This is a genomic window from Leptolyngbya sp. Heron Island J (assembly GCF_000482245.1).
GTDB lineage: Bacteria > Cyanobacteriota > Cyanobacteriia > Phormidesmidales > Phormidesmidaceae > Leptothoe.
Genome location: NZ_AWNH01000084.1, coordinates 63,267 through 85,834 on the forward strand (window position 1 = coordinate 63,267; position 22,568 = coordinate 85,834).

The following is a 22,568-nucleotide window of genomic DNA, read 5'->3' on the forward strand; positions in this document are numbered from 1 at the left end:
CTTTTGAACATAGTCATCAAGTAACAAGAAGAACAACAAAACCATGGAATGAATAAGCCTCATTATTAGTAGATGACTTAAGGAACCCAACTTAGTAGAGGCTACACGCTAGAGGTGCAAAATTTCCCAAAACTAAGGCTACAACGTACTAAAGCTTGAAAAAAGTTCATTTTCATACTTTCAGCTTCCCCAACTTTATTCAAAGTGATAGCTAGGGTTCAGAAGAATAAAAGTTGAAATGCTTCTCCATAGTCAAAACTTGATAGAAAATAGCTTTCAGTACATTATTAATAGATAAAAAATCGCATTATTTAGAGGATGTATAAAGAGTATTGGAAGATGGGCTTACAGCGAATATCGAGAGTGAGCGCTATTGGTTGAGCCCCTCCACCTAGCTCATCTGCCCTTGCCAAAGGGAGAACACTTCAGAACATAATTCATGCTGGTGTTCTATTTATCTGCTAACCTTTTTGTTCAGTGGTTAGATTCTCGCTCTAATTAAATAGTGCGTTGTTTCTAATTCCACAGTGAATGCAGGTTTAGTTAGGACAATTTGACAACTCAAAATCTGAGCACTTCAGCCCTCTCTTTCATCCCTCCGTTTTCATACTTTTGCCTTTTTCTATATGCCTTTAAACTAAAAAAAGGGTTAAGTCTCCTTATCATCAGAGACTTAACCCTATAACCACCATGTTGGTTGCAAATAACAGTTATTCGGTTTTTATAAGCTTTTGATACCCTTAGGCAACGTCTGAATAGAGTTGTCCGTCGAGAAAGATGATCCGATCAAAAACTGTTGCTGATTTAACTGGGGATCAACAACGGTAACACATTAGCGGCAAAACATTTAGGTCAGCTGACTCTGTAATGCTTCACGCTTGGCAATGTATTGTTGCAAGACCTGGTTATGACCATCAAGCTGACGTTGCATGACCGCATACTGTCTCAATAGGCTGGCTAACTCGGTCCGTCGCTCAGTCAGTTTTGCTTCAATTTGATTCAGGGTCCGTTGCTCCATGGCAACCATTTTTTGTTGATGGGATAAATCCATCAGGTCCTGTAGAGAGGTTTGATAGGTGGGCTCCTGCCAAAGTGGATCAGCAGATTCTAAACTGGCGGTATAAATGTAGTCTGCCAGCACCATCTGAGCGGTGTAACGGAGCTGATTCTCAATTTGGTAATAGGTGGCGTAAAGCTCGCCTAGGTGGGTGTTGTCTAAATCGGGATTGCTAAATTCAACCCTAATATCTGCTTCTATGGCCTGGAGTTGTTGTAGCTGATTTTGGTATTGGGTATCTGCTTGCAACAGATTGGTGAAATAGCTGGCTTCATCTGGCTGTAGGGCCAAAAGTGAGGTGACACTGACTACTTTTTGATTCAGCTCTTGCGATCGCACCACTAACTCAGCCTGTCTATTCGCCAGATCGCCGCTGCGATAGGCCAAAACCGTACGATGGGTTTGCAGGTTCTGAGTAGTATGCTTTGACTGAAACAACTGCATCTCTGCCCGGAGCTGACGCACCTGATCCTGAATTTGAGGAACCTGTTGTTCAATAAATTCAAGCCCCTTACAGGTACTGTCCTTACAAGTATTACCACTGTTCTGAGCGTTCGCACTAAACGATACGCTGGCGGCAGCCTGTGGACTGGCAATCGGCGGTGTAGACACCTGGGCATCCGTCTCAGACTTAGCAGGATTAACACTGACCGTATTACCAGAGGCTGGCCCAGTCTCCTCTGGCTGCCAAAGGCCAGTCTCCGTATACTGCATGATGGCCCCGGCAGAACAGACGACCGTTGCGCCAATGGCCAGAGCCGTATGATATTGCCAGGGTGAAGTATGGGGTGTAGGTACCGACAAACCATCTAGCTCATCCGCCCAGTAAACGTTATCAGATTCAATAGTGTCAGAATCTAAATTATTATCTTGACGTTGGTAGAGCGTTTGATCCCCCAGACAATCAGCAGCTAGCCGGGGCCAGGCTTGGATGGATTTAGTAACGTTACAGAAAGAAGTCATACCAACGCAGACAGAAACAACATGGCTTGGCTTACAGCCTCTTACAAAGGTTTTAAGAAAATGTCCGGGGATTTACAGAAAAAAAGCCTGGGTCCATGGCAAACCCTAACCTAACCTTAAGTGAAAATCACCTGGTGGCTATGTTCTGAGCGATCCCACTGGCAGTGTAAACCCTGACATTTCTCCGTTGCTGATTCAGAGGATAGACCGGTCTGCAAGCAGTGCAATTAGCCCAGACTTTGCAGATGAAATTATAGTTTGGCTCAGCAACACCCCTGACATTTAGTAACCTTCAAAAAGCATCTAAGGCATGAGGATTCAATTAGGTCCTATTTTTTGCCCTACAGGCGTTCCATGGAGCACCTCTGCAGACAACACTGTTGGACTTATAAAATCCTGATGCCTAACTTATAACGTCATACATCACCTTTCACCTGAGGTAGTGTGAGCCTGGTCACTAAAAACATAGTACAAACTACAAACATTTCATAAAGCCAGAAAAGCTTATTATAAAGCCTGCTTTTTTTCCAGATATCGACAGTGTATTAGGAAGATACAGATAGATATGAGATACAGCACGCAAGTTATTCGCTTATAGATGCATGCAGACTTCTGTTGTTGCACCCATTAAATGAGGCAGCAGTCTGTTGGTTTTAAAGAAATACACACCTCTCCTTGCGCTCAAACAGCTTTTTGCGTTATGCGACTCTCGTCATACTCTCCCATTTCGCAGGTAATTTCCCCTGCGCTCCATCCTTCTGTGCGTAGTAAGGGCAAGCGGTGTATAGATATAGTTGGTGCCTTATTAGGCCTATCCATCACCGCTATTTTGTTTTTACCTATCGTATTTGCTATTAGATTAGATTCTTCCGGTCCTATCTTTTATACGCAGCGACGCTGTGGTTTAAAAGGTAAACAGTTCAAGATCTGGAAATTTCGTTCCATGGTGACTAATGCTGAACAGCTGAAGCATATGGTTGAAAACGAAGCTGACGGACATATCTTTAAGAACCGGAACGATCCGAGAATTACTCGGGTAGGACAGTTCCTTAGGAAAACAAGTCTAGATGAGTTACCGCAGTTTTTCAATGTTCTGAAGGGTGACATGAGTCTTGTGGGGACTCGTCCTCCTACATCTGATGAGGTAGAGAATTACTCTAGCTATCATTTGCAGCGTTTGAATGTGAAACCTGGCATTACCGGCGAGTGGCAGGTTTACGGACGTTCTAATGTAGAAAAATTTGACGAAATTGTACGGATGGATCTTAACTACCAGCGAAAATGGTCAGTACACTATGATCTTCTTTTGATTTTAAGGACTATTGTCGTTGTTCTGGGTAAACAGGGGGCTTATTAAGCATATTGGTAATCGAGTTCAGCTCTATTTGTTGTTCTTACTAATGCAATGTATGTCACCAAATAGAGTGCCATTGCTGATCATCTTAACCGAGGGCTCTACGAGTCCCCGGTAATTTACTTCTGTTTATCCATGACAATAGTGCGGTTTTCTTTCGGTTTTCTAAATTGGGGACTGCTGATTGATTTTTCTATCTGTTGTCATCTATCTTGTTTTCTATGACAAGCCTTCCTAGACCAGTCTCTTCCAGTGTTGGGCAGTCGTCTGCCGCTCACTATGGTACACAGCCTTCAGCCGGCAAGAATATTTGCTTGGTGGTGGGGTTGACCTGTCTGCTTGGTTTTCTGGTTGATACGCTGGTATTAAGTACACCACCAGACCCTTTGTCTCTAGAGTGGCGGGTTAATTTATTGCAGCAAATGGGCGATCGCAGTATCATTCTGCTGTTTGCAGTTGCCCTGCTGATGTATGCATTTTTTGACCAGCGTCGGTTAAAACGACCGTTAGGTTTTGTCAGTTTGGTGCTGGGTGTGGCCTTTATGCTCTCTTGTGTTTTGGTAATTCGCGACAGTCTCATCTTGCAAAGTGAGACATTGCAAAATATCAGTAATCGACAGCAATATGTGCAGTCGCAAATTGACGAAGTTCGCAATGGCAATACCGACAATCTAACGGCCAACTTAACTGCTGACCAGCTGCAGCAGGCTTCACAGCAACTGGCTAACCAGGCATCAACGCTGAAGCAAGATGCTCGTCACGATATTACTAAAGCAGGGGTGGCGAGTATGGGAAATCTTATCGCTGTTGGTCTAGGGATGTTGGGACTGGGGCGATTGGGGATCAGGCGCTCCTGACCAGGATGCAATATTGCCATGGGACCGTTGAGATAGAGGTTTAAGCCCTAATTATCAAGGCATAGTCTCTAATTTTGGATGATTTAGACGGCTCAAACGAGGCCATCCTTCACTCATCAGTGAAGGATGGCCTCTGTTTATCTAATTGCGTTGAAAGTCAGATCCAGGCTAGCCTGTGGGATAAAGTGGAGGGTGCGATCGCACCTCAGAGACAAGCGGCTGGTGTTGAGCTATTTAAAGTGTCACCTCTTATAGATATATCAGTTTGATGCGTTAGATAATATAACCAAGAGAGCTTGATAAGCATCTGTTTTTCTGTTCTTGTATGTGCATCTCGACACCTTAAAGCTTGTATATATAGTAACGTTTACACCACAAGCTATCCCTGTTTACTCGTGCAACTTTAACACATACTCCAGACTTAATGGAAAGTGGGTAACCTAGCCTGTAGCATATCCAACTGGTAATCTGTAGTTTTTACTACATCAAGATGTCAATTCCGGATGTGAGTAAGGTTCAAAGATCTAGAGTTAGAGGTTTGGAGCGGTCTCTACCAATACGTTTTGTTCAAACCCAACATTTTTCCCACAAAATTATGACGAATCTAAGCCTGAAACGGTAATCACGATTGCTTTTCTCCCTACTTTTCCCGGAGTCATAGCTGCATCTTCAGTAAATTACTGATATCAATTGTTGTAGATACTAAGCAGACTCTGTTTCTGGTGTGGAGTGAAACGCTATGAATTCGGTGAAACAGGTTAGCCAAGATGGGATTGAGTATTTACAAATCCTGCTCAAGACACATCATGGCCGCATAGTCTTGTTGGGCCTGACAGTTGGTTTAATTTATTTCCCACTGTGGGCCTATGATCTAGTAATACGTTCAATTAGTGGCTCTACAGGATTAGCGCTCATTTCCTGTGCAACTTTGATGGCGTTAGTACCTCTGTGGAAAAAGCGGCAACAACTAGTCCAGCTAGCAGCTTCTGAAGAAGATCAGGCCATTGGGCATCTATTAATTTTAGGCAGTGTGGCCATCTTTCCATTCTTTCGCTCAGAAATGTGGGCTCAGGCACTTATCTGGCTATTTATTCTAATTGGTATTGCCCTAAGCACCTGGGGAGCAGGCTTTTTTGCTCAGAACCCGTTAACAACATTGTTAATGCCAATGACAGTTTATACGCGTCCTGGTATTCTAGCTCAGGGAGCTTGGCGGTTTGTCATGCCGCCGCACTTCTTAGAGAATATTATGGCATCTGTCAGCACTAAGATGTTGCAGTTACTCGGTCAACCGGCGATGGTTGAAGGCCGTTTCATTACGATGCCAACCGGGGGAGCAGTGGAGGTTGCCTGGCGGTGTAATGGATTTAACATGGCGGTTGCCATGGCGGTAACAGGGTTATTACTCGGCATCTTCTTTAAGCGCACTCGCTTACAAATTGTCAGGTTAATGCTCTTAGGAGCTGTTGTTGGCCTGGTGTTTAATGTTCCTAGAGTGATGTTAATGGCAATGGCCTACGCCTACTGGGGTGAGTGGTGGTTTGATTTTTGGCACGGTTCCTGGGGGGCTCAGATATTTGTAGGGGTATTATTTACCGTCTATTACTATGTAGCTATGGCCATACTAAATCGCCAAAAACACAGCTTCAAAAAGGCTTAGTGCATCTGCTGTTGATAGCAACCATCATTGGATTCCAGCAAAAAGTAGGCAATTAAGCCCAAATAGCTAAAATTGTACGGATTAATAAGTCTTGGTCAAGAAAATAATCATAACGATGTGCTTTTTTTGACCTGTTATCTATCCGTCTATAAAAGCTACTACCTATAAAGGCTAATACTGTCCAGCTTTAAGGCGAAGCCAAAGACCTGCATCTATAACCAAGATACCCTAAGACGTATCTTACAACATAAAAGTTGTTAGGGGATAGGTCTTTGACGACATACAGGCAGCGTAAGTTTCATATTTCATCCAATAAGCATCTGAATTAAACCCAAACTAGTTTCTCTTAGTTTTTTATGTCTTCTCAAACACTGAATATGCTATCAAGCACCGTCATCTCTCAATCTCCAGATCAAATTGCATCCGAGTTGGAAGGTGAGGCCGTCATCCTTAACTTAGCTTCAGGAACCTACTATGGCTTAAATGAGGTTGGTGCCAGGGTTTGGGATATGATTCAACAACCTTGCGCATTCAACAAAATTCTCCATACCTTGCTGGCAGAATATGATGTGCAGCCAGAAGTTTGTGAGCAAGACCTCACAACAATTCTTATGGAGATGAAAGATGCTTGTTTAATTGAGGTAAGTAATGATGAGGCGGCTAAATAGACTACTCAAACTTTCAGGCAGTGAATTCAGAGTCCTGCTCTTTGCTTGTTTGTTGTTAAATGGTATCCGTCTAGCGTTGTTCTTATTTCCCTTCAATAGTATCAGACAGAGATTAACGCAATTCTCTACGGTATGGATTTGTCAAGATGAAAACTCTCCTATTTCCGTAAGATTTATTGGGTGGGCCATTCATATCGCCGGTCGCTATACCCTAGGTACGGCTAAATGTTTGGTACGAGCACTAACCGCGCAGCTACTACTAACTCGATATGGATATCCCCATCAGTTGCATATTGGTGTTGCTAAAAGTGCAGCTGATACCCTGGAAGCCCATGCCTGGATTGAATATCAAGGTCGAGTCATAGTGGGCCAGCTGAATGATTTGAGTCGCTTTAAGTCACTTGCTAGCGAAGGAATAAAATAATGAGTGGGATTGCGGGCATTTATGCTGTTGATCAGCCTTCAACGACGTCCAGTGAACTGCGCCAAATGGTTGATGCCCTGGCACATCGTGGCCCTGATGGTATGAATACATGGTGTCAAGGTCTTGTCGGGCTGGGGCATCGAATGTTGTGGACAACACCTGAATCACTCCATGAGCAGTTGCCCCTGATCAAAGGTAACTTGGTAATCACTGCAGATGCGCGTATTGATAATCGCGATGAGTTAGCGCCGCTATTATCTTTGCCAGATCGTCCCTTAGAAAAAGTGGCTGATAGCGAATTTATTCTAGCTGCCTATGAGCGATGGGGTAGTGATTGTCCTAACCACCTGCTGGGAGATTTTGCTTTTGTCATTTGGGATAAACAAAAACAGCAGCTATTCTGTGCCCGCGACCATTTTGGTGTGAAACCATTTTATTATTTCCATCAGGTGGACAAATCCTTCGCATTTGCATCAGAGATTAAAGGATTGCTCTGCCTGGACTGGATACCACAACGCATTAATGAGACCCGCATTGCTGACTATCTGGCTTTGATGCTTGAGGATCAGGTAATTACAATCTACGAAGACATTTTACGATTACCCCCTGCATCACGCATGTGGGTTGATGCTTCTGGGATTAAGATTGAAACCTATTGGCAACTCGATCCCAACTATGAGCTCAAGCTAGAATCAGACGCAGCCTATGCAGAAGCGTTTCGTGAGATTTTTACTAAAGCAGTCAAATGTCGCCTAAGAAGCGCATTTCCAGTGGGCTCTCATCTGAGCGGTGGTTTAGATTCTTCTTCTGTTAGCTGTGTCGCTCGTAACATTCTGAGTGAAACCACAGGAGAAACCCTGCATACATTTTCAAATATTTTTGACACGGTTAAAGAGTGTGATGAACGTGTTTACATTGAAGAAGTATTAAAGCAGGGGGGGTATACACCCCACTATATTCATGCTGATACCTTTGGCCCGTTAAGTGATGTTGAACAGATTTGGAACTATGAGGATGAGCCGATATTAGGCCCTAGTCATCATTATCCCTGGCGCTTGAATCAAGCGGCCCATGAGGCCAATGTACGTATTGTTTTTGATGGCTTTGATGGTGATACGGTTGTTTCCCATGGCCTAGATCGATTGCATGAACTAGCATTTCAGCAAAAATGGCCAGAGTTTGCCGAAGCTCTCGAAGTTGCCAGTAAAAACTATAAGTCTCCTGTTAACTATATGCTGGCGTATTACGGTTTACCAGCTTTGAGGCAGTTGAGCAAACGTGGACAGTGGTTGGCATTCGCTAAAACTGTTAACTATATTCACCACCGTTTCCAGTATTCACGCCGTAGCTTATTGATTCGGCAAGGAATCAAACCAGTTTTTCGTAAAATTTTACAGAAATTTTATCGAGTATCTGAGAAGCCAGTTGATGATTTGGCTAAAGTAGGAGAAATCATTAATGCCCACTTTGCAGAACAGGTTTGCTTAAAGGAGCGTATCGACCAATATGCGCCCAAACCCATCGCACCAGGAGCTGTGAGACAAAAACATTGGCAGTCAATGACAGAGGGAGTGCTGTCAGTAAACCTTGAAGCAGTTGATCGTTGTGCAGCAGCCTTTGGTTTAGAGGCCCGTCATCCATTTTTAGATCGTCGATTAGTTGAATTCTGTCTAGCGGTTCCAGCTGACCAAAAATTTAGAAGAGGATTTGGGCGGATGATTATGCGCCAGGGGCTAGGTAATATACTGCCTCAAGCAGTCCAATGGCGGGGCGATAAAGCCGATATGACTGCTAATTTTGTCAGTGGGTTACTCAATATCAATCGCCCGTTATTTGAACAAGTACTGCATCAGTCCAGTCCCTCTGTGCTTGGATATGTCAATCTTGACACTTGGAAGAAATCTTGGGATAGGGTAACACAATTCCCCGAATCGAATAAAACAGTTAATTCAATGACAAAGGACTGTTTTACGGTGTGGCGAGCCACGGTACTGGCACTTTGGTTTCAGCGTCTATAGAGACATTTAGTTATCAAGAAAATGGTTATCTTGGCAGGTTAGGGCAGGTATCTCTGACTGTAAGTCCAAACGGGGAGTATCACCAACAACTGTTAACTCAAAGAATGTAATTCGAGGACACACAATGACTAAGAAAGCATATACTCAGCCTAGCCTAACTGCTTACGGTAGTGTACAAACGCTAACCAAAGGTAGTGGCGCTATCAACATCGGAGATAGCGTTATTTTCACTAACCTGCCTGGCGGTGCCAATGATCTGGAACTTCCAAGCAATGGTTCTGTAGACGTAACTATTGACTTTGACGAGCTAACTTAATGTGCAATGTCAATTAAGGGAAGCTATCGATCTTGGGAATAGTCTTATTCCAACCAACCTGGTTGGTTGCGATAGTCACCTTTGGCTATAGGGTTTTGGCCCTCCAGATTTAGCGTTTTTTAACCAGTCATGGGGGGCCAGATCTTTTAATTAACGTCTGGGGGATTTAATAGGTGATAGATTTCTTTCCACTCATTCTTGTTGAGGATTCATAGGTAATCATTGCCTATACCTCTAGCAATTTGCTGCATGGATTCGAAAAATATCTCATTAGATCCCCTTTTTTACTACACAAAGTATAATCAGCCCCAACTTTACGGATGGAATGATACTGGAGATCAGTGGATCAGCAACATCCGAAATTTTTATCTCACCAGTAGATGTTTTTGTAAACCATGTATTCTTATTCTGCCTATCAGCTGTGTCTCCACTCAGAAATCCCACTATCAGGGTTGCCAGTGGCTGACGGTGAGCCCGATATTATTGTTCGTTTGAAGCCTACTGATAACCATTCTAATGGTGAAACCAACAAACCCACAAGTGAAGTTTTTGGTCGGCTAGAAGGAATAGGAGATTGTTGGATCTCAGATGGGAGGTTCATTACCATTGCGCCCTTTGATGGTGTCACCCATGAGATGCTGAGTCCCAATATTTTGGGGGGCTGTATGTCGATTATTTTACGACAGCGTGGTTTTCTGACCCTCCATGCTAGCAGTGTGGCCATACACGGCCATGTAGCCGCGTTTTTGGGACATTCTGGGTGGGGAAAATCTACCCTGGCGGCAGCCTTGCATGCTGACGGACATACTGTAATCACAGACGATATCTTAGCGATTGACCTGAAGCAGGAGGGCACACCTCAGGTCGTTCCCTCGTTTCCTCAATGCAAACTCTCTCCTGACGCTGCGATCGCATTGGGTAAAGACCCAGCTGACCTTGCTCCCCTCTACGCTCATGCCGCTAAGCGAGCCTATAACTTTCAAGCAGGTTTTCAAACAGAGCAGTTGCCACTACAGCGAATTTATATCTTATCTAAAGGGGACCGCCATAGTATCACCCCATTAAACCCCAAAGAGACATTTGCCTATCTGGTCAGCCATACCCGCGCGATGAATGTGCTGCGGGATAATGAGTCACTGCAGACTCATTTTCAACAATGTACTCAACTGTTGCAGCAGGTTTCGTACTATCGCTTTACCCGCAAACCTGGTTTAGCAGAATTGCCGGATTTGGTGCGGATGGTAGAGGAACATATGAAAGAAACATCAGTTGAGACACCAAGGGTAACCCTGCCGTGCAATTTGGTAAAACAGTAGTCAGCTTTTTTAAGAAAACTCAGCGGCTGGTACCAGCCCTGCGCCTGGTATGGCGTAGCAGCCCTGGTTGGACAATGGCTAAACTTAGTTTGCTAGTTGTTCAAGGGCTACGACCATTATTGCAAATCTATCTGATCAAGCTAGTCGTCGATATCGTCACTACTGAATCAGAGATTACGGCGTCACTGGATCTACTCAACCAAAGTAAGCCGCTACTGATTGGGCTGGCGGTTGTACTGCTGTTTGGGATGATCGCTAATGCTCTGTCAGAGTTAGTCACGACAGCTCAAGCTCAGAAAGTGTCTGACTATATGCGGAGCATTTTGCATGCTAAGTCCATTGAAATTGATCTGAGCTATTATGAGAATCCCCGTTATCACGACACATTACAACGGGCGCAGAAAGAGGCGACCTATCGTCCTAATCAGATTTTAAAGCGGCTGGCGCTGGTAGTAGAAAATGGCATTTTATTGGTTGCCATGATGGGGTTGTTGTTAACGCTCCATTGGGGGATTACCGGCACACTGTTAGTTGCCATCATTCCAACCGTCTTAATGCGACTGCGCTACACACGTAAACTATATAATTGGCAGCGCACCTGGACACCGGTTGAACGCAAATCGATGTATCTTTCCTGGTTATTGACAGGAGATCAATTTGCGAAAGAAATTCGACTGTTTGGCCTGGGGGATCTGTTTAGTCAGCGATTTGATGATTTGCGATCGCAGCTATACCGAGCCAAACTCAAATTAATGACATGGCGTTCACTCTCTTTTCTGGCCGCCAATATGGTAACGGGGGTAATGATTGGAGCGATCTATGGCTTTATCCTCTATCAAGCGCTACAGGGCGTCTTAAAACTAGGAGACCTTGTCCTCTATCATCAGGCATTGCAACGGGGACAAAGCGGTCTTAAATCATTTATGGCTGGCCTTTCTGGGCTACATGAAGACAACCTATTTTTAACTAATCTCTATGAATTCCTAGACTTGCGTCCTCAGATTGTTACACCAGCCCAACCCAAATTTTGTCCATCGACAAAAGAACAAGGCATTACATTTGAGAACGTCAGCTTTCAATATGAAGGCACCTCCCGTCAGGCCCTTAAGGATCTGTCGTTTAGCATAAAACCAGGTGAGACCATTGCCCTGGTTGGCGAAAATGGGTCGGGGAAAACAACGCTAATTAAACTATTGTGTCGCCTATATGACCCGACAGGGGGGCGTATCACATTCAATGGGATTGATCTGCGAGATCTAGATGTCGATCACCTACGCCAGCAAATCAGTGTTGTCTTTCAGGACTATGCCAAATATCATCTCTCAGCCCAAGACAATATCTGGTTAGGGGATGTACAGCTATCGCCTCAGGATGGGCAAGTGATAGCAGCTGCTAAGAAAGCAGGTGCCCATGAGGTCATTAGCCAGCTACCAGACGGCTATGACACCATGTTAGGTAAGCTGTTCCACGGTGGAGAAGAACTTAGCATTGGTCAATGGCAAAAAGTTGCTTTGGCAAGAGCATTTTTGCGTCAGTCCCAGGTAATTGTGCTAGATGAACCGACTAGCGCCATGGACCCCAAGGCCGAGTATGAATTATTCACTAAATTTCGTGAGCTAATTCAAGACCAGTCAGCAATTTTAATTACCCATCGACTGTCTACTGTCAAAATGGCCGATCGCATTTATGTGATGGATAAGGGCCGATTGATAGAAAACGGCACGCACCAGGAACTGATGGCATGTCAGGGGACCTACGCTCACTTATTTGAAACCCAGGCTAAGAACTATTTGTAAGACAGTGATGAGACCATTTGCCGTTGCTGATTTAGAGGATGCACCGAGCTAGAGCAATGCCATTCATCTGGATCGTGTAGATGAAACCATCCCCAGGAGCAGCAACGCCGACTATTTATTTATTTCTATTTTAAAGACGATCTATTGTTAAAACCGTGAATCCCTTTAATACAACTATATTAAAACCAGAAATCTCTTTGCTGCTGCACTGTGTTCGATGGCACTTAAATGCTAGTTACCAAGAACAAATTCAAGAACAGATACAACCGCTGATCGACCAGCTAGATTGGGACAAGATGCTTAAAATGGCTCAGTTTCATCGGCTGTTGCCATTGCTACACAAGTTTTTGACATCTAGCTCCTCCATAAAACTGCCAGATTGTGTGCTCCAAGAGTTACGTAGACGCCATTTGAAGAACCTGGGCAATAACTTTTCCCTGGTCCAGGAGTTAGTCAGCGTTCTCAAAATTCTAGAAACAGAGGATATTAAAGCGATCACATTTAAAGGCCCTATAACTGCGATCAGCGCCTATGGAGATTTATCACTCCGGACCTTTGGCGATCTTGATTTGTTAGTCCATCCAGATGATTTTTTAAGACTGAGAGAGGTTGCTATCAATCACGGCTACCACTGCGATCGGCTGATGGCTGCTGAAGAAAGAGCATGCCTTAAAAAATTAAGTCCTGAGAAACAGGCCGCATACTTTAAGTCGGAGAAAGAATTCAGTTTATTTAATCCTAAAAATCGTATTTTTCTGGATATCCATCAAGGGATTTTATCTAAACAGTTTGCTCCCCTCTTTGATACTAGGTGGGTTTGGGATTACACCCAAACCATTAAAATTGGAGGCCGTCAGGTTCTGGGTTTAAAGCCGGAAGTTCAAATACTCATTTTATGTGCCCAAGGAGCAGAAGATTACTGGAATCAGCTTGGCAAGATTTGTGATGTTGCCATGTTAGTGCATCGCCATCCTGAGCTAGACTGGGACGCGCTGATCACCCTCTCTAAACAGCTGGATGTATTGCCTAGACTTCTGTTGGGTTTGGTCCTAATCAATCACTTATATGGGGTAGCACTGCCTGATGAGATTCAGGAGATGATCAAGAATTCACCCTCAATTCAGCGGTTGGCCAGTACAGTTCAACAAGATATCCTCCTAAAAAACAATTGTCAGCCTAAATCGCGGCTCACCATACCCCGTTTTATCTATCAGCTTAGACTCATGAACAACTGGAAGAATCAGGCCCGTTCGATTCTGGCCATTATGAATCCTACCCTGGCAGACCTGGCAGCCATATCCTTACCAAAGTCATTATTCTTTGTATACTACTTGCTACGCCCTTTTCGGCTAATTCAAGCAGGCTTTGGCCACCAGTCTGAGAGATAAGGAAATAGGGCCAAAAAGCCAGCCATCTTGCCATGGTCTCCAAGTTCATAGCAAGTAAAACTCCCCCTTTTGAGGCGTTACCTGGGCTTTGCCCCTTAGAAAAGTAACAAGAAAGGAGATAAGCGCGATGCTTACCTCCTGGTGAGTGAGTAAATTTCTAGGTGGAAACTTTCCTAATGGAATGAAGGGTTGTGGCGAATCAGGTCCATAAACTCCTGACGTGTGCGGGCATCATCTGCAAATACCCCTTGCATCGAACTGGTGACGGTCCAAGAACCTGGCTTTTGCACTCCGCGCATCACCATACACATATGAGACGCTTCGACAACAACTGCCACACCCTGGGGTTGTAAAAGACCCTGGAGAGCGTTGGCAATTTGTTGGGTCAGCCGTTCTTGCACCTGTAGTCGTCGTGCATACATTTCACAAATCCGGGCAATTTTTGATAAGCCAATCACCTTGCCATTGGGTATGTAGGCAACATGGGCACGGCCTAAAATCGGTAAAATATGGTGCTCGCAAGAGCTGAACAAGTCGATATCACGCACCAGCACCATTTCATTGGTATTTTCATGGAAAACAGCTCCATTGAGCAGGTCATCCAGGGACTGATGATAGCCAGAGGTCAAAAATTTGAGGGCTTTGACCACGCGTTTGGGTGTGTCGCGCAACCCTTCACGATCGGGGTCTTCTCCTAATCCTAGAAGCAGTGTGCGTACGGCTTGCTGCATGTCTGCATCTGAGACAGGGGCTTTCGCTTCAGTATTGATTAACTGGTTACGAATGTCGTCGGATGAAATGGATAAGGTCATTGATAACTAGTAAATGATTTTAGGTGAATTGACAAGATGTTGAGCGATCGCAAAACGATCAACTCCCTTCAGCCAACGACTGAAAGACTGGGTATAGCAATTGCTGGATGAAGTTGGCAATTGCACGTCAGGCTAGCGGTGCACCACCCTGACAAATTGGAGTATCAGGCCAGGCAAGCTGTAAGCTGTTGCCGGATGTCGTCACCGTTGAGGTGTCGCCCGATAAAAACAAGCTGGTTTCGAGGAGGAGTGCGCCATTCTTCCCCGTCAATGGAAAAGCGAGGACCGCTTAGCTGAAAAATGTTGCGCAGGTCGCTCTCCTCAAACCAGAGAATTCCTTTGGCTCGAAACACATCCTGTGAAAGTGTGTTTTGCAAAAAGTGTTCAAATTTTTTGACATGGAAGGGGCGATCACTCTCAAACGCGATGGATACAAATCCATCATTATCAAGATGGGCAGAATGGTGGTGATGGTGTTCATGATGCTCGTGCCCATGATGATGATGCTCGTGCCCATGATGCTCATGATGCCCGCGTTCGTGTCCGTGTTCGTGATGCTGATCGTGTGCTGTCTGCTCAATTTCTTCCTGCACCAGCTCAGCGTAAGCTTCGGGATTGTTATAGCCGACATCCAAAACTAGCTGCAGTGGGACCTGACCCTGCTGACTGTGCAAAATCCTAGCCCCCTCTTTAACGCTACTAAGATACTCTTCTAACGTCTTGATCTGATCTGATGAAGCCAGATCGACTTTGTTTACAATTGTAACATCAGCATAGGTGATTTGTTTCAATGCCGCTTCACTCTCAAAATGATCCGGCGTGAAGGTTTCGGCATCCACCATGGCGATGATGGAATCCAGACGGGTGAGATCGCGCAGTTCTGTGCCTAGAAACGTGAGCATAATGGGCAGTGGGTCAGCCACCCCTGTGGTCTCAATGACCATGTAGTCAACACGGTCATCCCGCTCCATGACCCGATAGACAGCATCCACCAGGTCATCGTTGATGGTGCAGCAAATACAGCCATTGCTTAGTTCAACCATGGTTTCGTCCATCGTCACTAATAGCTGACCATCGATGTTAATATCACCAAATTCATTGACTAGAACAGCAACTTTTAAATCTTTGTTGTTGCTCAGAATATGGTTCAACAGCGTTGTTTTACCACTGCCGAGAAATCCGGTGATGATGGTGACGGGCATTCCTCTTTTAGCGGTCAAAGAGGGAGATGAGACTGTCATTAGATAAACTCCGGAAGCAACAAGGTGAGTTAAGGATGTAGGGTATGTCTGAATTTAGGTAAGTAGTGTTCTAGGCTTTATCCTGTTCTGTGCGTAGAGCCAGAGCCGCCTCCTTGGCAAAATAGGTCAAAATCACGTCGGCTCCCGCCCGTTTCATACTGGTCAAGGTTTCTAGCATGACGGCGGTTCCATCAATCCAGCCCTGCTGAGCCGCTGCTTTCACCATGGCATATTCACCACTGACGTTATAAGCAGCAACGGGTAAATTTGTGTGTTGCTTAATGCGACAGATCACATCCAAATAGGCCAGGGCTGGTTTCACCATAACGATGTCCGCCCCTTCTTGAATATCGAGTTCTACCTCTTTTAGAGCTTCCCTGGCATTAGCCGCATCCATCTGATAGGTCTTTTTATCACCAAACTTAGGGGCAGAATCCAGGGCATCGCGAAATGGACCGTAGTAGGCTGATGCATATTTAGCGGAATAGGCGAGAATACCGACATTAACCCAGCCTTCTGCATCCAGTGCCTGACGAATCTCCCGCACACGACCGTCCATCATATCTGATGGAGCAACAAAATCAGCTCCTGCCTCAGCCTGCATCAGGGCCTGCTTGACGAGGACTGCAACAGTTTCGTCATTGAGAATTTGACCATTTTGGACAATGCCGTCATGGCCCTCACTGCTGTAAGGATCAAGCGCCACATCGGTAATCACCAGCAGCTCGGGAAGAGCCTGCTTGAGGGCACGCACGGCCCGAGGAATTAAACCATCTGGGTTATAGCTTTCCGTACCAGCGTTGTCTTTTTGATGATGGGGAATTAGGGGAAACAGGGCAATGGCCCCAATGCCTAACTCCCACACAGCTTTTGCTTCTTCTAGCAACAGATCTAGGGAGTAGCGAAAACAGTTGGGCATCGACGGTACCGCCTCCTGCTGCCCCTCACCTTCCATGACAAACAGAGGATAAATCAGATCAGCGGCAGTTAGCACTGTCTCTTGCACCATACGGCGCAGCGCTCCGGTACGGCGCAGACGTCGGGGGCGCTGCACTCGTTCAGCTGTAGCTTCTACCATCGCTTCAGCAGCATCTGTGGCGGTTTGGAGGGGCGCTGACGTGGGTGACATAGACGTGGATGACATAAGATGGAAACCCGTTATGATAATGATTATCATTCTTGAGTATCTTACATCAGTTTTTTGAAATTGACGCGCTCATCATCCTTAAAAATTCCATGACTCAGGTTCACTGTACTCGGGCTCAAACAGCGGTACTCCAGTTACTGCGGCAGCAGCCTGAACCGATCTCAGCCCAGGCACTGTATACGCTTATCAAGCAACATCAGCGAATTGGTTTAGCAACGGTGTATCGAGCCCTCGATGCTCTAAAACGTATGGGCTGGGTGCAGCATCGGGTCACGTTGGCGGGTGAGACGCTCTATAATGCGGTGGAGCAGGACCATCACTACATGACCTGTTTGCACTGTGGACAGTCGTTTCCTCTGGATACGTGCCCTTTGAAGGGGCTGGAGTTTTCCCTGCAGCACTCCAGCTCATTCACAATCTACTATCACACCCTCGAATTCTTTGGTCTTTGTGAACCTTGTGCGGTGCAGGATGGGTGATGGTCGGGATTCAACGGGCTAGCAAAAGACTTTAGGCGCAGGGGTATATAAAACTTGGACGCCTATCGACTACTTCCACAAACAGAACATCCTAAATAGGGTAATCGGGTTTGATAGGATGCCCTCCACAGCCATGGCTGTTTGTCGCAGCTGTACAAGCTGGCGCATCAGAGTTTGATAATGTTGTTGCAACTATTCCAGCACCGCCATTGAATTCGGTTGTGCTTCGCCCTTCATATCTAGCAATTGCTGAATATGGCTAAGCTGGAAACCTTGTTGCTTAAGCGCTACGATGCACCGTAAAGGTTGTACATCATCAGCATCATAAAGTCGGTAATTGTCACGCGATCGCTGGGGCAGTAATCCTAACTAGTGGTAGTGGCACACCATGCGTGATGTCACCTTACCGCCAACAGTTTCAGTCAGCTCTTTGATGGTTAATTGCTGCTTAGCCTGGGTCATGGAAGTCAACCTCGACATTTACAAGAATGTCAAGGTTGACTTTAGTATTTTTTAGGACTACGGCTCGGGGGCACATTCCCCGCCTAATCCATCCACAATGGCGCAGGTGTTGTAAACCAACATTCCAGTGTAAGTATCCCCAGGCGTACCTTCTGGCCCTAAGCCATCCGCCAGCAAGACATTTTCTGAGATGGACACACCGGCTTCGTCCGCTACAGTTTTTAGCACACGATCGTCAGCTGTAAGTTCAGCAAAAATAGTCGGAAGAGCTTTGTCACGAATTGATGTGGCTAACTCGTTAATCTTGGCGGCAGTTGGTTCATCCTCAGTTGAAACGCCCAGCAATGTGCCCTCGACGGTTAACCCATAGGCTTGGGCGTAATAGGACATCGCATCATGGGTGGTAATCAAGCGGCGCTGTTCTTCCGGAATGGTGGCAATTTGTTCTGGAATCCAGGCATCTAATGTCTGTAACTCAGCCGTTAGTTGTTCAGCATTTTCGGTATACATATCGGCATTGTCAGGATCAACGGCGACGAGGTTATCCCGAATCAAAGCGACCATTTCTAGGCCATTCTCAACGTCATGCCAGACGTGAGGATCGGGCTCTAATTCACCCTCTTCTTCCACCTCAATCAGTTCCTGCACCGATTCATCATGCAAGGCGATTTTCGGGGCATCGGAGTCAGATGCAGTAGCCATATCAATGATCGCAGGTTCAAAGTTGAGCCCCGCATAAAAGACCAAGTCAGCCGTCTCGACCGCCTCCCGATCGGAAGGTGTAGCCTCATAGGTATGGGGGTCTTGATCCGGGGGGATTAAACAGTTCAGTGCCACTGCATCTGCCGCAATTTGAGAGGCTAAATCGCAAATAACGCTGTAGGATGCGACAACATCGATTTGGGAGTCATCCGCCACATCACTAGCGGCTGTGTCAGATTCGGTTGTGCTTTCTGAACTGCTGGGGGTTGAGCCGGCACAACCGACAAGACCAATCAGGAGTGCGATCGCACCTGCTAAGATACCGTGGTTGTGTAAAAAATATCGCTGCATTGACATTCCTCTATGAATGATGTCTTTTCAAAAAACCGTCGAAAGCATGGGGATCAACAACCACCTGCCCACGACCGTGCTAGTCAACTCAAAAACAAACTCATCTTAAGAGATTATTGAGAATTAATACTAACTAGCCTCTTGTGTACACCTCTTGTGTACGCCTCTGTGTGTCGGGATCGCTGATATTGCAATAAGCTCAGCCTACTTAGGGGTAGAGTTGTTCAAAACACAACATCAAGCGTAATTATTTTTACCTAGACATTTATATATCTAACCTATAAACTGGTGTCAACATTCAGATTTATTAAATTTGTTTATTAGGAAAATATTGCATTAAGGTTAGCCGTAGTATTTCGTGCAACTGCTCTTTTATGCAAGTAATTGGGTCACTACTTATAAAGCCGTCGCGAATCATCCCCCTCGTTAACTGTGCTGCTCTCAAGCAGGCCGATTAGGAGGAAGCCTCGTTCTCGATACCACCAAAGGTTTAGGTGAATGTTAGAAGTTCAAAATTTGTCGATTGATTATCGTGGCACCCGCGCCCTCCATAACGTTAGTTTTTTTGTACCTGCAGGTCAGCTAGTAGGCATTATTGGCCCCAATGGCGCGGGTAAGAGTACCCTAGTGGAGGCAATTTTGAATTTGGTGCCCGTGACGCAGGGGGTAGTTCACTTCAAAGGAATCCCTCTGAGGCGTCAGCTGCTAAAAACTGCCTACGTGCCCCAACGCTCCCGCATCGATTGGGACTATCCGGTAACCGTCTGGAATGTGGTGATGATGGCCCAGACTGTTCAGACTGGCCTCTTCCGAGGGTTTAGCCGTCAGGCAAGGTATCTGGTGCAGGCTGCCCTCGATCGGGTAGGGATGTATGAGCTGCGCGATCGCCCCATTGGTGAACTCTCGGGGGGGCAACAGCAGCGGGTTTTTCTGGCACGGGCGCTAGCCAAAGAAGCCGAGCTATTAATTTTTGATGAACCTTTTACGGCGGTTGATCGCAAGACCGAAGATATTATTTTTGAAATCTTTCAGGAGCTGCGGGCAGCAGGTAAAACGTTGCTCGTCATCAACCACGATTTGGGGGATTCCCTAGCGATTTATGATCAGCTGCTACTGCTCAACAAGCGGTTGATTGCCCAGGGGGCACGTCATGAAGTTGTCACCTCCGATAACTTAGAACGGGCTTATGGCCGGGGACTCGCCCGAGTTTTCGCTTAGACTACTCAAACTGCATCAACGTTAGAGGAGATAAAAACGCTTCATGCTGGATTGGATTATTGAGCCGTTGTCGTTGAACTTTATGCAACGGGCACTAATGTTAGGGATTGTGCTTGGGGTTCTCTGTGCAATTGTGGGAAGCTACATGATCGTGCAGCAGATGGGTATGTTAGCCCATGCCATTTCTCACTCGGTCATGGCTGGCTTGCCGATTGCCTACGTGATGGGTATGGCCCTATCGTTTGGAGCCTTAATTGCTGGAGTGATCAGTGCCCTGGTACTGTATTTGATTGAATCGCGATCGCGGGTGAAAACAGATGCCGCGATGGCCCTGATTTTGACGTCATTTGTTGCCATTGGAGTCACGTTAGTCAGTGTCCTTCCGGGGGCAAATCGTATTGATTTAGTTCATATCCTGTTCGGCAATATTCTTGGGGTGACCATGACGGAGGTGTGGTGGAGCCTTGCCATTGCCATGATCGGAATTATCCTGGTGCGATTGTTTTTCAAAGAACTTTTGTTTTATACCTTTGACCCGAAAGGGGCACAGGCCAGTGGCCTGCCTGTGCATTGGTACAATGCATCGCTGATTGTTGCGATGACCGTGACAATTGTTGTGTGCTTACCCACAGTGGGTGCGCTGTTAGTCGTTGCCTTACTGGTGGCACCCGCCGTAACTGCTTATCTGCTCGTCAAAGAACTTCACCAAATGATGTGGGTCGGTTCGGTCATTGGAGCCCTCTCCAGTGTGATTGGGATGTACCTGAGCTATTACTTAGATGCGCCATCTGGAGCAACAATTGTACTTGTTGCCTTCTGTTTTTTCTGTTTAGCATTCTTCTTGAGCCCGTCTGAGGGGTTATTGGTTAGCCTTTGGAGGCAGCACAAGCGATCAAAATTAAACGATGCAGACAAAGTCGATCAACCCCTGGTGATGTAAGACATAGTCATCGATTAAAAAATCCTTTCTCTTTGGTCGTTTCAGTTCATGAAACAGTTCTCCAGCGCCACTGCTAGCGGCTAAAATTGTACCCTGAGCTGAATTTACGCAATCCGAGGGGCCTTTTGCCACAAGTACAAACAACCAATCGATGTCAGGAGAGGCGCACCCTTTGCAGTAGGTTTTGGCTGAGCCAACTGTCGTACTTTGCAAGGTGATTCCTAATCCATTCTATTGAAATCATTAGCCATTCAAGTCCTTTGGGCTAGAACTACCTGCCTTTGATTAGCCAAAAGTAACGGAAAGACTTTTCGCGCAACCAGAGAATCCCCTGCATGGGAAACAGCCCTAGCCGGAGGCGAAAGGTGAGAAGCCGCAAACTTTGCAAAAGCACTCAATTCTTGATCGCTTCGTACCTAAGCGTTCTAAGTTAATCTCTATTGGGGCTCGGAATGGTCGAGACACTGCTAGACGTGGCGATATTGTTGTTTTTGCAAAGACTGAATGGGAACGGATGAAGGGGCTGTCTAGCTCAGCGATGGCTTATATTGCTCCGCCATTGGTTATTGAAGTGGTATCAACAAACTGGCGAGATGATTATTTGACTAAGCTGGCTGAGTATGAATCTATTGGTGTGCAAGAATATTGGATTGTTGACTATGGGGCTTTAGGAGGGATGCGATATATCGGTCATCTGAAACAATCTACGTTGTCTATTTACACCATGGACCCCGAGACAGGCAAATTTGGTATGCCACAACAGTTTCGCGGGGATAACAAAATTAAGTCTACTGTTGTATTTGAACTGGCAGTAACGGCCAAGGCTTTATGGAAAGCAGATTAGAGAATATTTATAACGGTGAGCTAAGGGGCCGGGCGGGTTAATCTCTGAAACTGTGGTAAAGGCACGGACTTTGTTAAACCAGGGGCCGTTGAAAAAATCGCGTGTGTAGCTCGGTCCCTCTTAAGCGTCTTGTTAGCCCTGAGCCTCAAAATCATCTTCACGTAATTTTGCCGTGCCATCAGACTGTAATACCCAAAGCTCTTTATGAATTATGCCTTTAGCTTTATTCATTTTCCAGCCAGACTTCAATAGGGCACTTTTTTTATCAATAACCTCTATATTGGGTTCAATGTAATCAACATTTGAATATCCATCTTCGATTAGCTTTTTCCAAAAACCTTCTATTTCAACCGTTCCGGTAAAAGTACCGAAGGGCCGGGCATGCATAATTGCATTTTCTTCATATTGTGCGGCACAACCAGAGGCATCTCCAGTATTGAATGCTGTTTTCCACTTTTTACTTGCCTCATTAACTGCCTTAAGTACTGCATCTTTTTGTTTTTCTGATAGCATTCTTTTTCTCCAATTTTGTCTGTTTGGTTATGGGGGCTAACG

Annotated in this window: 21 protein-coding genes; 14 read left to right on the forward strand and 7 right to left on the reverse strand. The window is 45.6% G+C overall.

Going from position 1 to position 22,568, the window contains the following annotated elements; genetic code table 11:
- Nucleotides 1-847: 847 nt before the first annotated feature.
- A complete protein-coding gene (locus N836_RS63065) occupies nt 848-2,020 on the reverse strand; it encodes a hypothetical protein (protein ID WP_023075125.1) in 1,173 nt (390 codons plus the stop codon).
- 700 nt (nt 2,021-2,720) lie between these two features.
- Here N836_RS63065 and N836_RS63070 point away from each other — a divergent pair.
- From N836_RS63070 to N836_RS63115, 10 genes are all read left to right on the forward strand, one after another.
- Nucleotides 2,721-3,377 (forward strand): sugar transferase, encoded by a 657-nt coding sequence (locus N836_RS63070; protein WP_031293735.1) that lies wholly within the window; start codon nt 2,721-2,723, stop codon nt 3,375-3,377.
- Between the two features lie 218 nt (nt 3,378-3,595).
- Complete coding sequence (gene hpsJ-C, locus N836_RS63075; RefSeq protein ID WP_023075127.1) at nt 3,596-4,231, forward strand: HpsJ-like protein, cyanoexosortase C-associated; 636 nt, start codon at nt 3,596-3,598, stop codon at nt 4,229-4,231.
- A gap of 739 nt (nt 4,232-4,970) precedes the next feature.
- Nucleotides 4,971-5,891, forward strand: coding sequence for a cyanoexosortase C (crtC, locus tag N836_RS63080; RefSeq protein ID WP_023075128.1), 921 nt, complete (start codon nt 4,971-4,973; stop codon nt 5,889-5,891).
- Nucleotides 5,892-6,247: 356 nt separating this feature from the next.
- Nucleotides 6,248-6,559 carry a lasso peptide biosynthesis PqqD family chaperone gene (locus N836_RS63085; protein ID WP_023075129.1) on the forward strand — a complete coding sequence of 104 codons (312 nt, stop codon included), beginning with the start codon at nt 6,248-6,250 and terminating at the stop codon, nt 6,557-6,559.
- Nucleotides 6,540-6,983 (forward strand): lasso peptide biosynthesis B2 protein, encoded by a 444-nt coding sequence (locus N836_RS63090; protein ID WP_081716949.1) that lies wholly within the window; start codon nt 6,540-6,542, stop codon nt 6,981-6,983. The genes N836_RS63085 and N836_RS63090 overlap by 20 nt, the downstream gene beginning before the upstream one ends.
- Complete coding sequence (locus N836_RS63095; RefSeq protein WP_023075131.1) at nt 6,983-9,001, forward strand: lasso peptide isopeptide bond-forming cyclase; 2,019 nt, start codon at nt 6,983-6,985, stop codon at nt 8,999-9,001. Before N836_RS63090 ends, N836_RS63095 begins: the two co-directional genes overlap by 1 nt.
- Before the next feature lie 124 nt (nt 9,002-9,125).
- Nucleotides 9,126-9,317: a hypothetical protein gene (locus N836_RS63100; RefSeq protein ID WP_023075132.1), complete on the forward strand. Its 192-nt coding sequence runs from the start codon at nt 9,126-9,128 to the stop codon at nt 9,315-9,317.
- 395 nt (nt 9,318-9,712) lie between these two features.
- Nucleotides 9,713-10,633: a hpr kinase phosphatase gene (locus N836_RS63105; protein ID WP_023075133.1), complete on the forward strand. Its 921-nt coding sequence runs from the start codon at nt 9,713-9,715 to the stop codon at nt 10,631-10,633.
- A complete protein-coding gene (locus N836_RS63110) occupies nt 10,612-12,429 on the forward strand; it encodes an ABC transporter ATP-binding protein (RefSeq protein ID WP_023075134.1) in 1,818 nt (605 codons plus the stop codon). The genes N836_RS63105 and N836_RS63110 overlap by 22 nt, the downstream gene beginning before the upstream one ends.
- Nucleotides 12,430-12,584: 155 nt before the next feature.
- Nucleotides 12,585-13,817 carry a nucleotidyltransferase domain-containing protein gene (locus N836_RS63115; RefSeq protein ID WP_023075135.1) on the forward strand — a complete coding sequence of 411 codons (1,233 nt, stop codon included), beginning with the start codon at nt 12,585-12,587 and terminating at the stop codon, nt 13,815-13,817.
- Between the two features lie 173 nt (nt 13,818-13,990).
- Here N836_RS63115 and folE read toward each other — a convergent pair whose 3' ends face one another.
- The 3 genes from folE to hemB form a co-directional block, all read right to left on the reverse strand.
- Nucleotides 13,991-14,629, reverse strand: a complete 639-nt coding sequence (folE, locus tag N836_RS63120) for a GTP cyclohydrolase I FolE (protein WP_023075136.1) — start codon at nt 14,627-14,629, stop codon at nt 13,991-13,993.
- Between the two features lie 164 nt (nt 14,630-14,793).
- The gene (locus N836_RS63125) at nt 14,794-15,870 is read right to left on the reverse strand and encodes a CobW family GTP-binding protein (protein ID WP_031293737.1); all 1,077 of its coding nucleotides are present in this window, start codon (nt 15,868-15,870) and stop codon (nt 14,794-14,796) included.
- A 70-nt stretch (nt 15,871-15,940) separates the two neighbouring features.
- A complete protein-coding gene (gene hemB, locus N836_RS63130) occupies nt 15,941-16,999 on the reverse strand; it encodes a porphobilinogen synthase (protein WP_023075138.1) in 1,059 nt (352 codons plus the stop codon).
- A gap of 107 nt (nt 17,000-17,106) precedes the next feature.
- Between hemB and N836_RS63135 the strand changes: the two genes are divergently transcribed.
- Complete coding sequence (locus tag N836_RS63135; protein ID WP_031293740.1) at nt 17,107-17,496, forward strand: Fur family transcriptional regulator; 390 nt, start codon at nt 17,107-17,109, stop codon at nt 17,494-17,496.
- A 192-nt stretch (nt 17,497-17,688) separates the two neighbouring features.
- On the opposite strand, the gene N836_RS78250 is transcribed toward N836_RS63135, so the two are convergent.
- Both N836_RS78250 and N836_RS63140 read right to left on the reverse strand, forming a co-directional pair.
- Nucleotides 17,689-17,856, reverse strand: a complete 168-nt coding sequence (locus tag N836_RS78250; protein ID WP_235071150.1) for a MerR family transcriptional regulator — start codon at nt 17,854-17,856, stop codon at nt 17,689-17,691.
- 159 nt (nt 17,857-18,015) lie between these two features.
- Nucleotides 18,016-19,011, reverse strand: coding sequence for a metal ABC transporter solute-binding protein, Zn/Mn family (locus tag N836_RS63140; protein ID WP_023075140.1), 996 nt, complete (start codon nt 19,009-19,011; stop codon nt 18,016-18,018).
- Between the two features lie 498 nt (nt 19,012-19,509).
- On the opposite strand from N836_RS63140, the gene N836_RS63145 reads away from it, so the two are divergent.
- The 3 genes from N836_RS63145 to N836_RS63155 all read left to right on the forward strand — a co-directional run bounded on the left by N836_RS63145 (nt 19,510) and on the right by N836_RS63155 (nt 22,013).
- Entirely contained in the window at nt 19,510-20,229 is a 720-nt protein-coding gene (locus tag N836_RS63145; protein WP_023075141.1) for a metal ABC transporter ATP-binding protein, read from the forward strand.
- A 43-nt stretch (nt 20,230-20,272) separates the two neighbouring features.
- Nucleotides 20,273-21,169 carry a metal ABC transporter permease gene (locus N836_RS63150; protein WP_023075142.1) on the forward strand — a complete coding sequence of 299 codons (897 nt, stop codon included), beginning with the start codon at nt 20,273-20,275 and terminating at the stop codon, nt 21,167-21,169.
- Between the two features lie 382 nt (nt 21,170-21,551).
- Nucleotides 21,552-22,013 (forward strand): Uma2 family endonuclease, encoded by a 462-nt coding sequence (locus N836_RS63155; RefSeq protein WP_023075143.1) that lies wholly within the window; start codon nt 21,552-21,554, stop codon nt 22,011-22,013.
- Between the two features lie 132 nt (nt 22,014-22,145).
- Here N836_RS63155 and N836_RS63160 read toward each other — a convergent pair whose 3' ends face one another.
- Nucleotides 22,146-22,526 carry an isochorismatase gene (locus N836_RS63160; protein ID WP_023075144.1) on the reverse strand — a complete coding sequence of 127 codons (381 nt, stop codon included), beginning with the start codon at nt 22,524-22,526 and terminating at the stop codon, nt 22,146-22,148.
- Nucleotides 22,527-22,568 lie beyond the last annotated feature (42 nt).

Coding starts and splice junctions, on each gene's coding strand:
- N836_RS63085 (WP_023075129.1), top strand. CDS start 6,248: ATGTCTTCTCAAACACTGAATATGCTATCAAGCACCGTCATCTCTCAA.
- N836_RS63065 (WP_023075125.1), bottom strand. CDS start 2,020: ATGACTTCTTTCTGTAACGTTACTAAATCCATCCAAGCCTGGCCCCGG.
- N836_RS63145 (WP_023075141.1), top strand. CDS start 19,510: ATGTTAGAAGTTCAAAATTTGTCGATTGATTATCGTGGCACCCGCGCC.
- hpsJ-C (WP_023075127.1), top strand. CDS start 3,596: ATGACAAGCCTTCCTAGACCAGTCTCTTCCAGTGTTGGGCAGTCGTCT.
- N836_RS63125 (WP_031293737.1), bottom strand. CDS start 15,870: ATGACAGTCTCATCTCCCTCTTTGACCGCTAAAAGAGGAATGCCCGTC.
- N836_RS63105 (WP_023075133.1), top strand. CDS start 9,713: ATGTATTCTTATTCTGCCTATCAGCTGTGTCTCCACTCAGAAATCCCA.
- N836_RS63090 (WP_081716949.1), top strand. CDS start 6,540: ATGATGAGGCGGCTAAATAGACTACTCAAACTTTCAGGCAGTGAATTC.
- N836_RS63140 (WP_023075140.1), bottom strand. CDS start 19,011: ATGCAGCGATATTTTTTACACAACCACGGTATCTTAGCAGGTGCGATC.
- hemB (WP_023075138.1), bottom strand. CDS start 16,999: ATGTCACCCACGTCAGCGCCCCTCCAAACCGCCACAGATGCTGCTGAA.
- N836_RS63160 (WP_023075144.1), bottom strand. CDS start 22,526: ATGCTATCAGAAAAACAAAAAGATGCAGTACTTAAGGCAGTTAATGAG.
- N836_RS63070 (WP_031293735.1), top strand. CDS start 2,721: ATGCGACTCTCGTCATACTCTCCCATTTCGCAGGTAATTTCCCCTGCG.
- N836_RS63150 (WP_023075142.1), top strand. CDS start 20,273: ATGCTGGATTGGATTATTGAGCCGTTGTCGTTGAACTTTATGCAACGG.
- N836_RS63095 (WP_023075131.1), top strand. CDS start 6,983: ATGAGTGGGATTGCGGGCATTTATGCTGTTGATCAGCCTTCAACGACG.
- N836_RS63135 (WP_031293740.1), top strand. CDS start 17,107: ATGACTCAGGTTCACTGTACTCGGGCTCAAACAGCGGTACTCCAGTTA.
- folE (WP_023075136.1), bottom strand. CDS start 14,629: ATGACCTTATCCATTTCATCCGACGACATTCGTAACCAGTTAATCAAT.
- N836_RS63100 (WP_023075132.1), top strand. CDS start 9,126: ATGACTAAGAAAGCATATACTCAGCCTAGCCTAACTGCTTACGGTAGT.
- crtC (WP_023075128.1), top strand. CDS start 4,971: ATGAATTCGGTGAAACAGGTTAGCCAAGATGGGATTGAGTATTTACAA.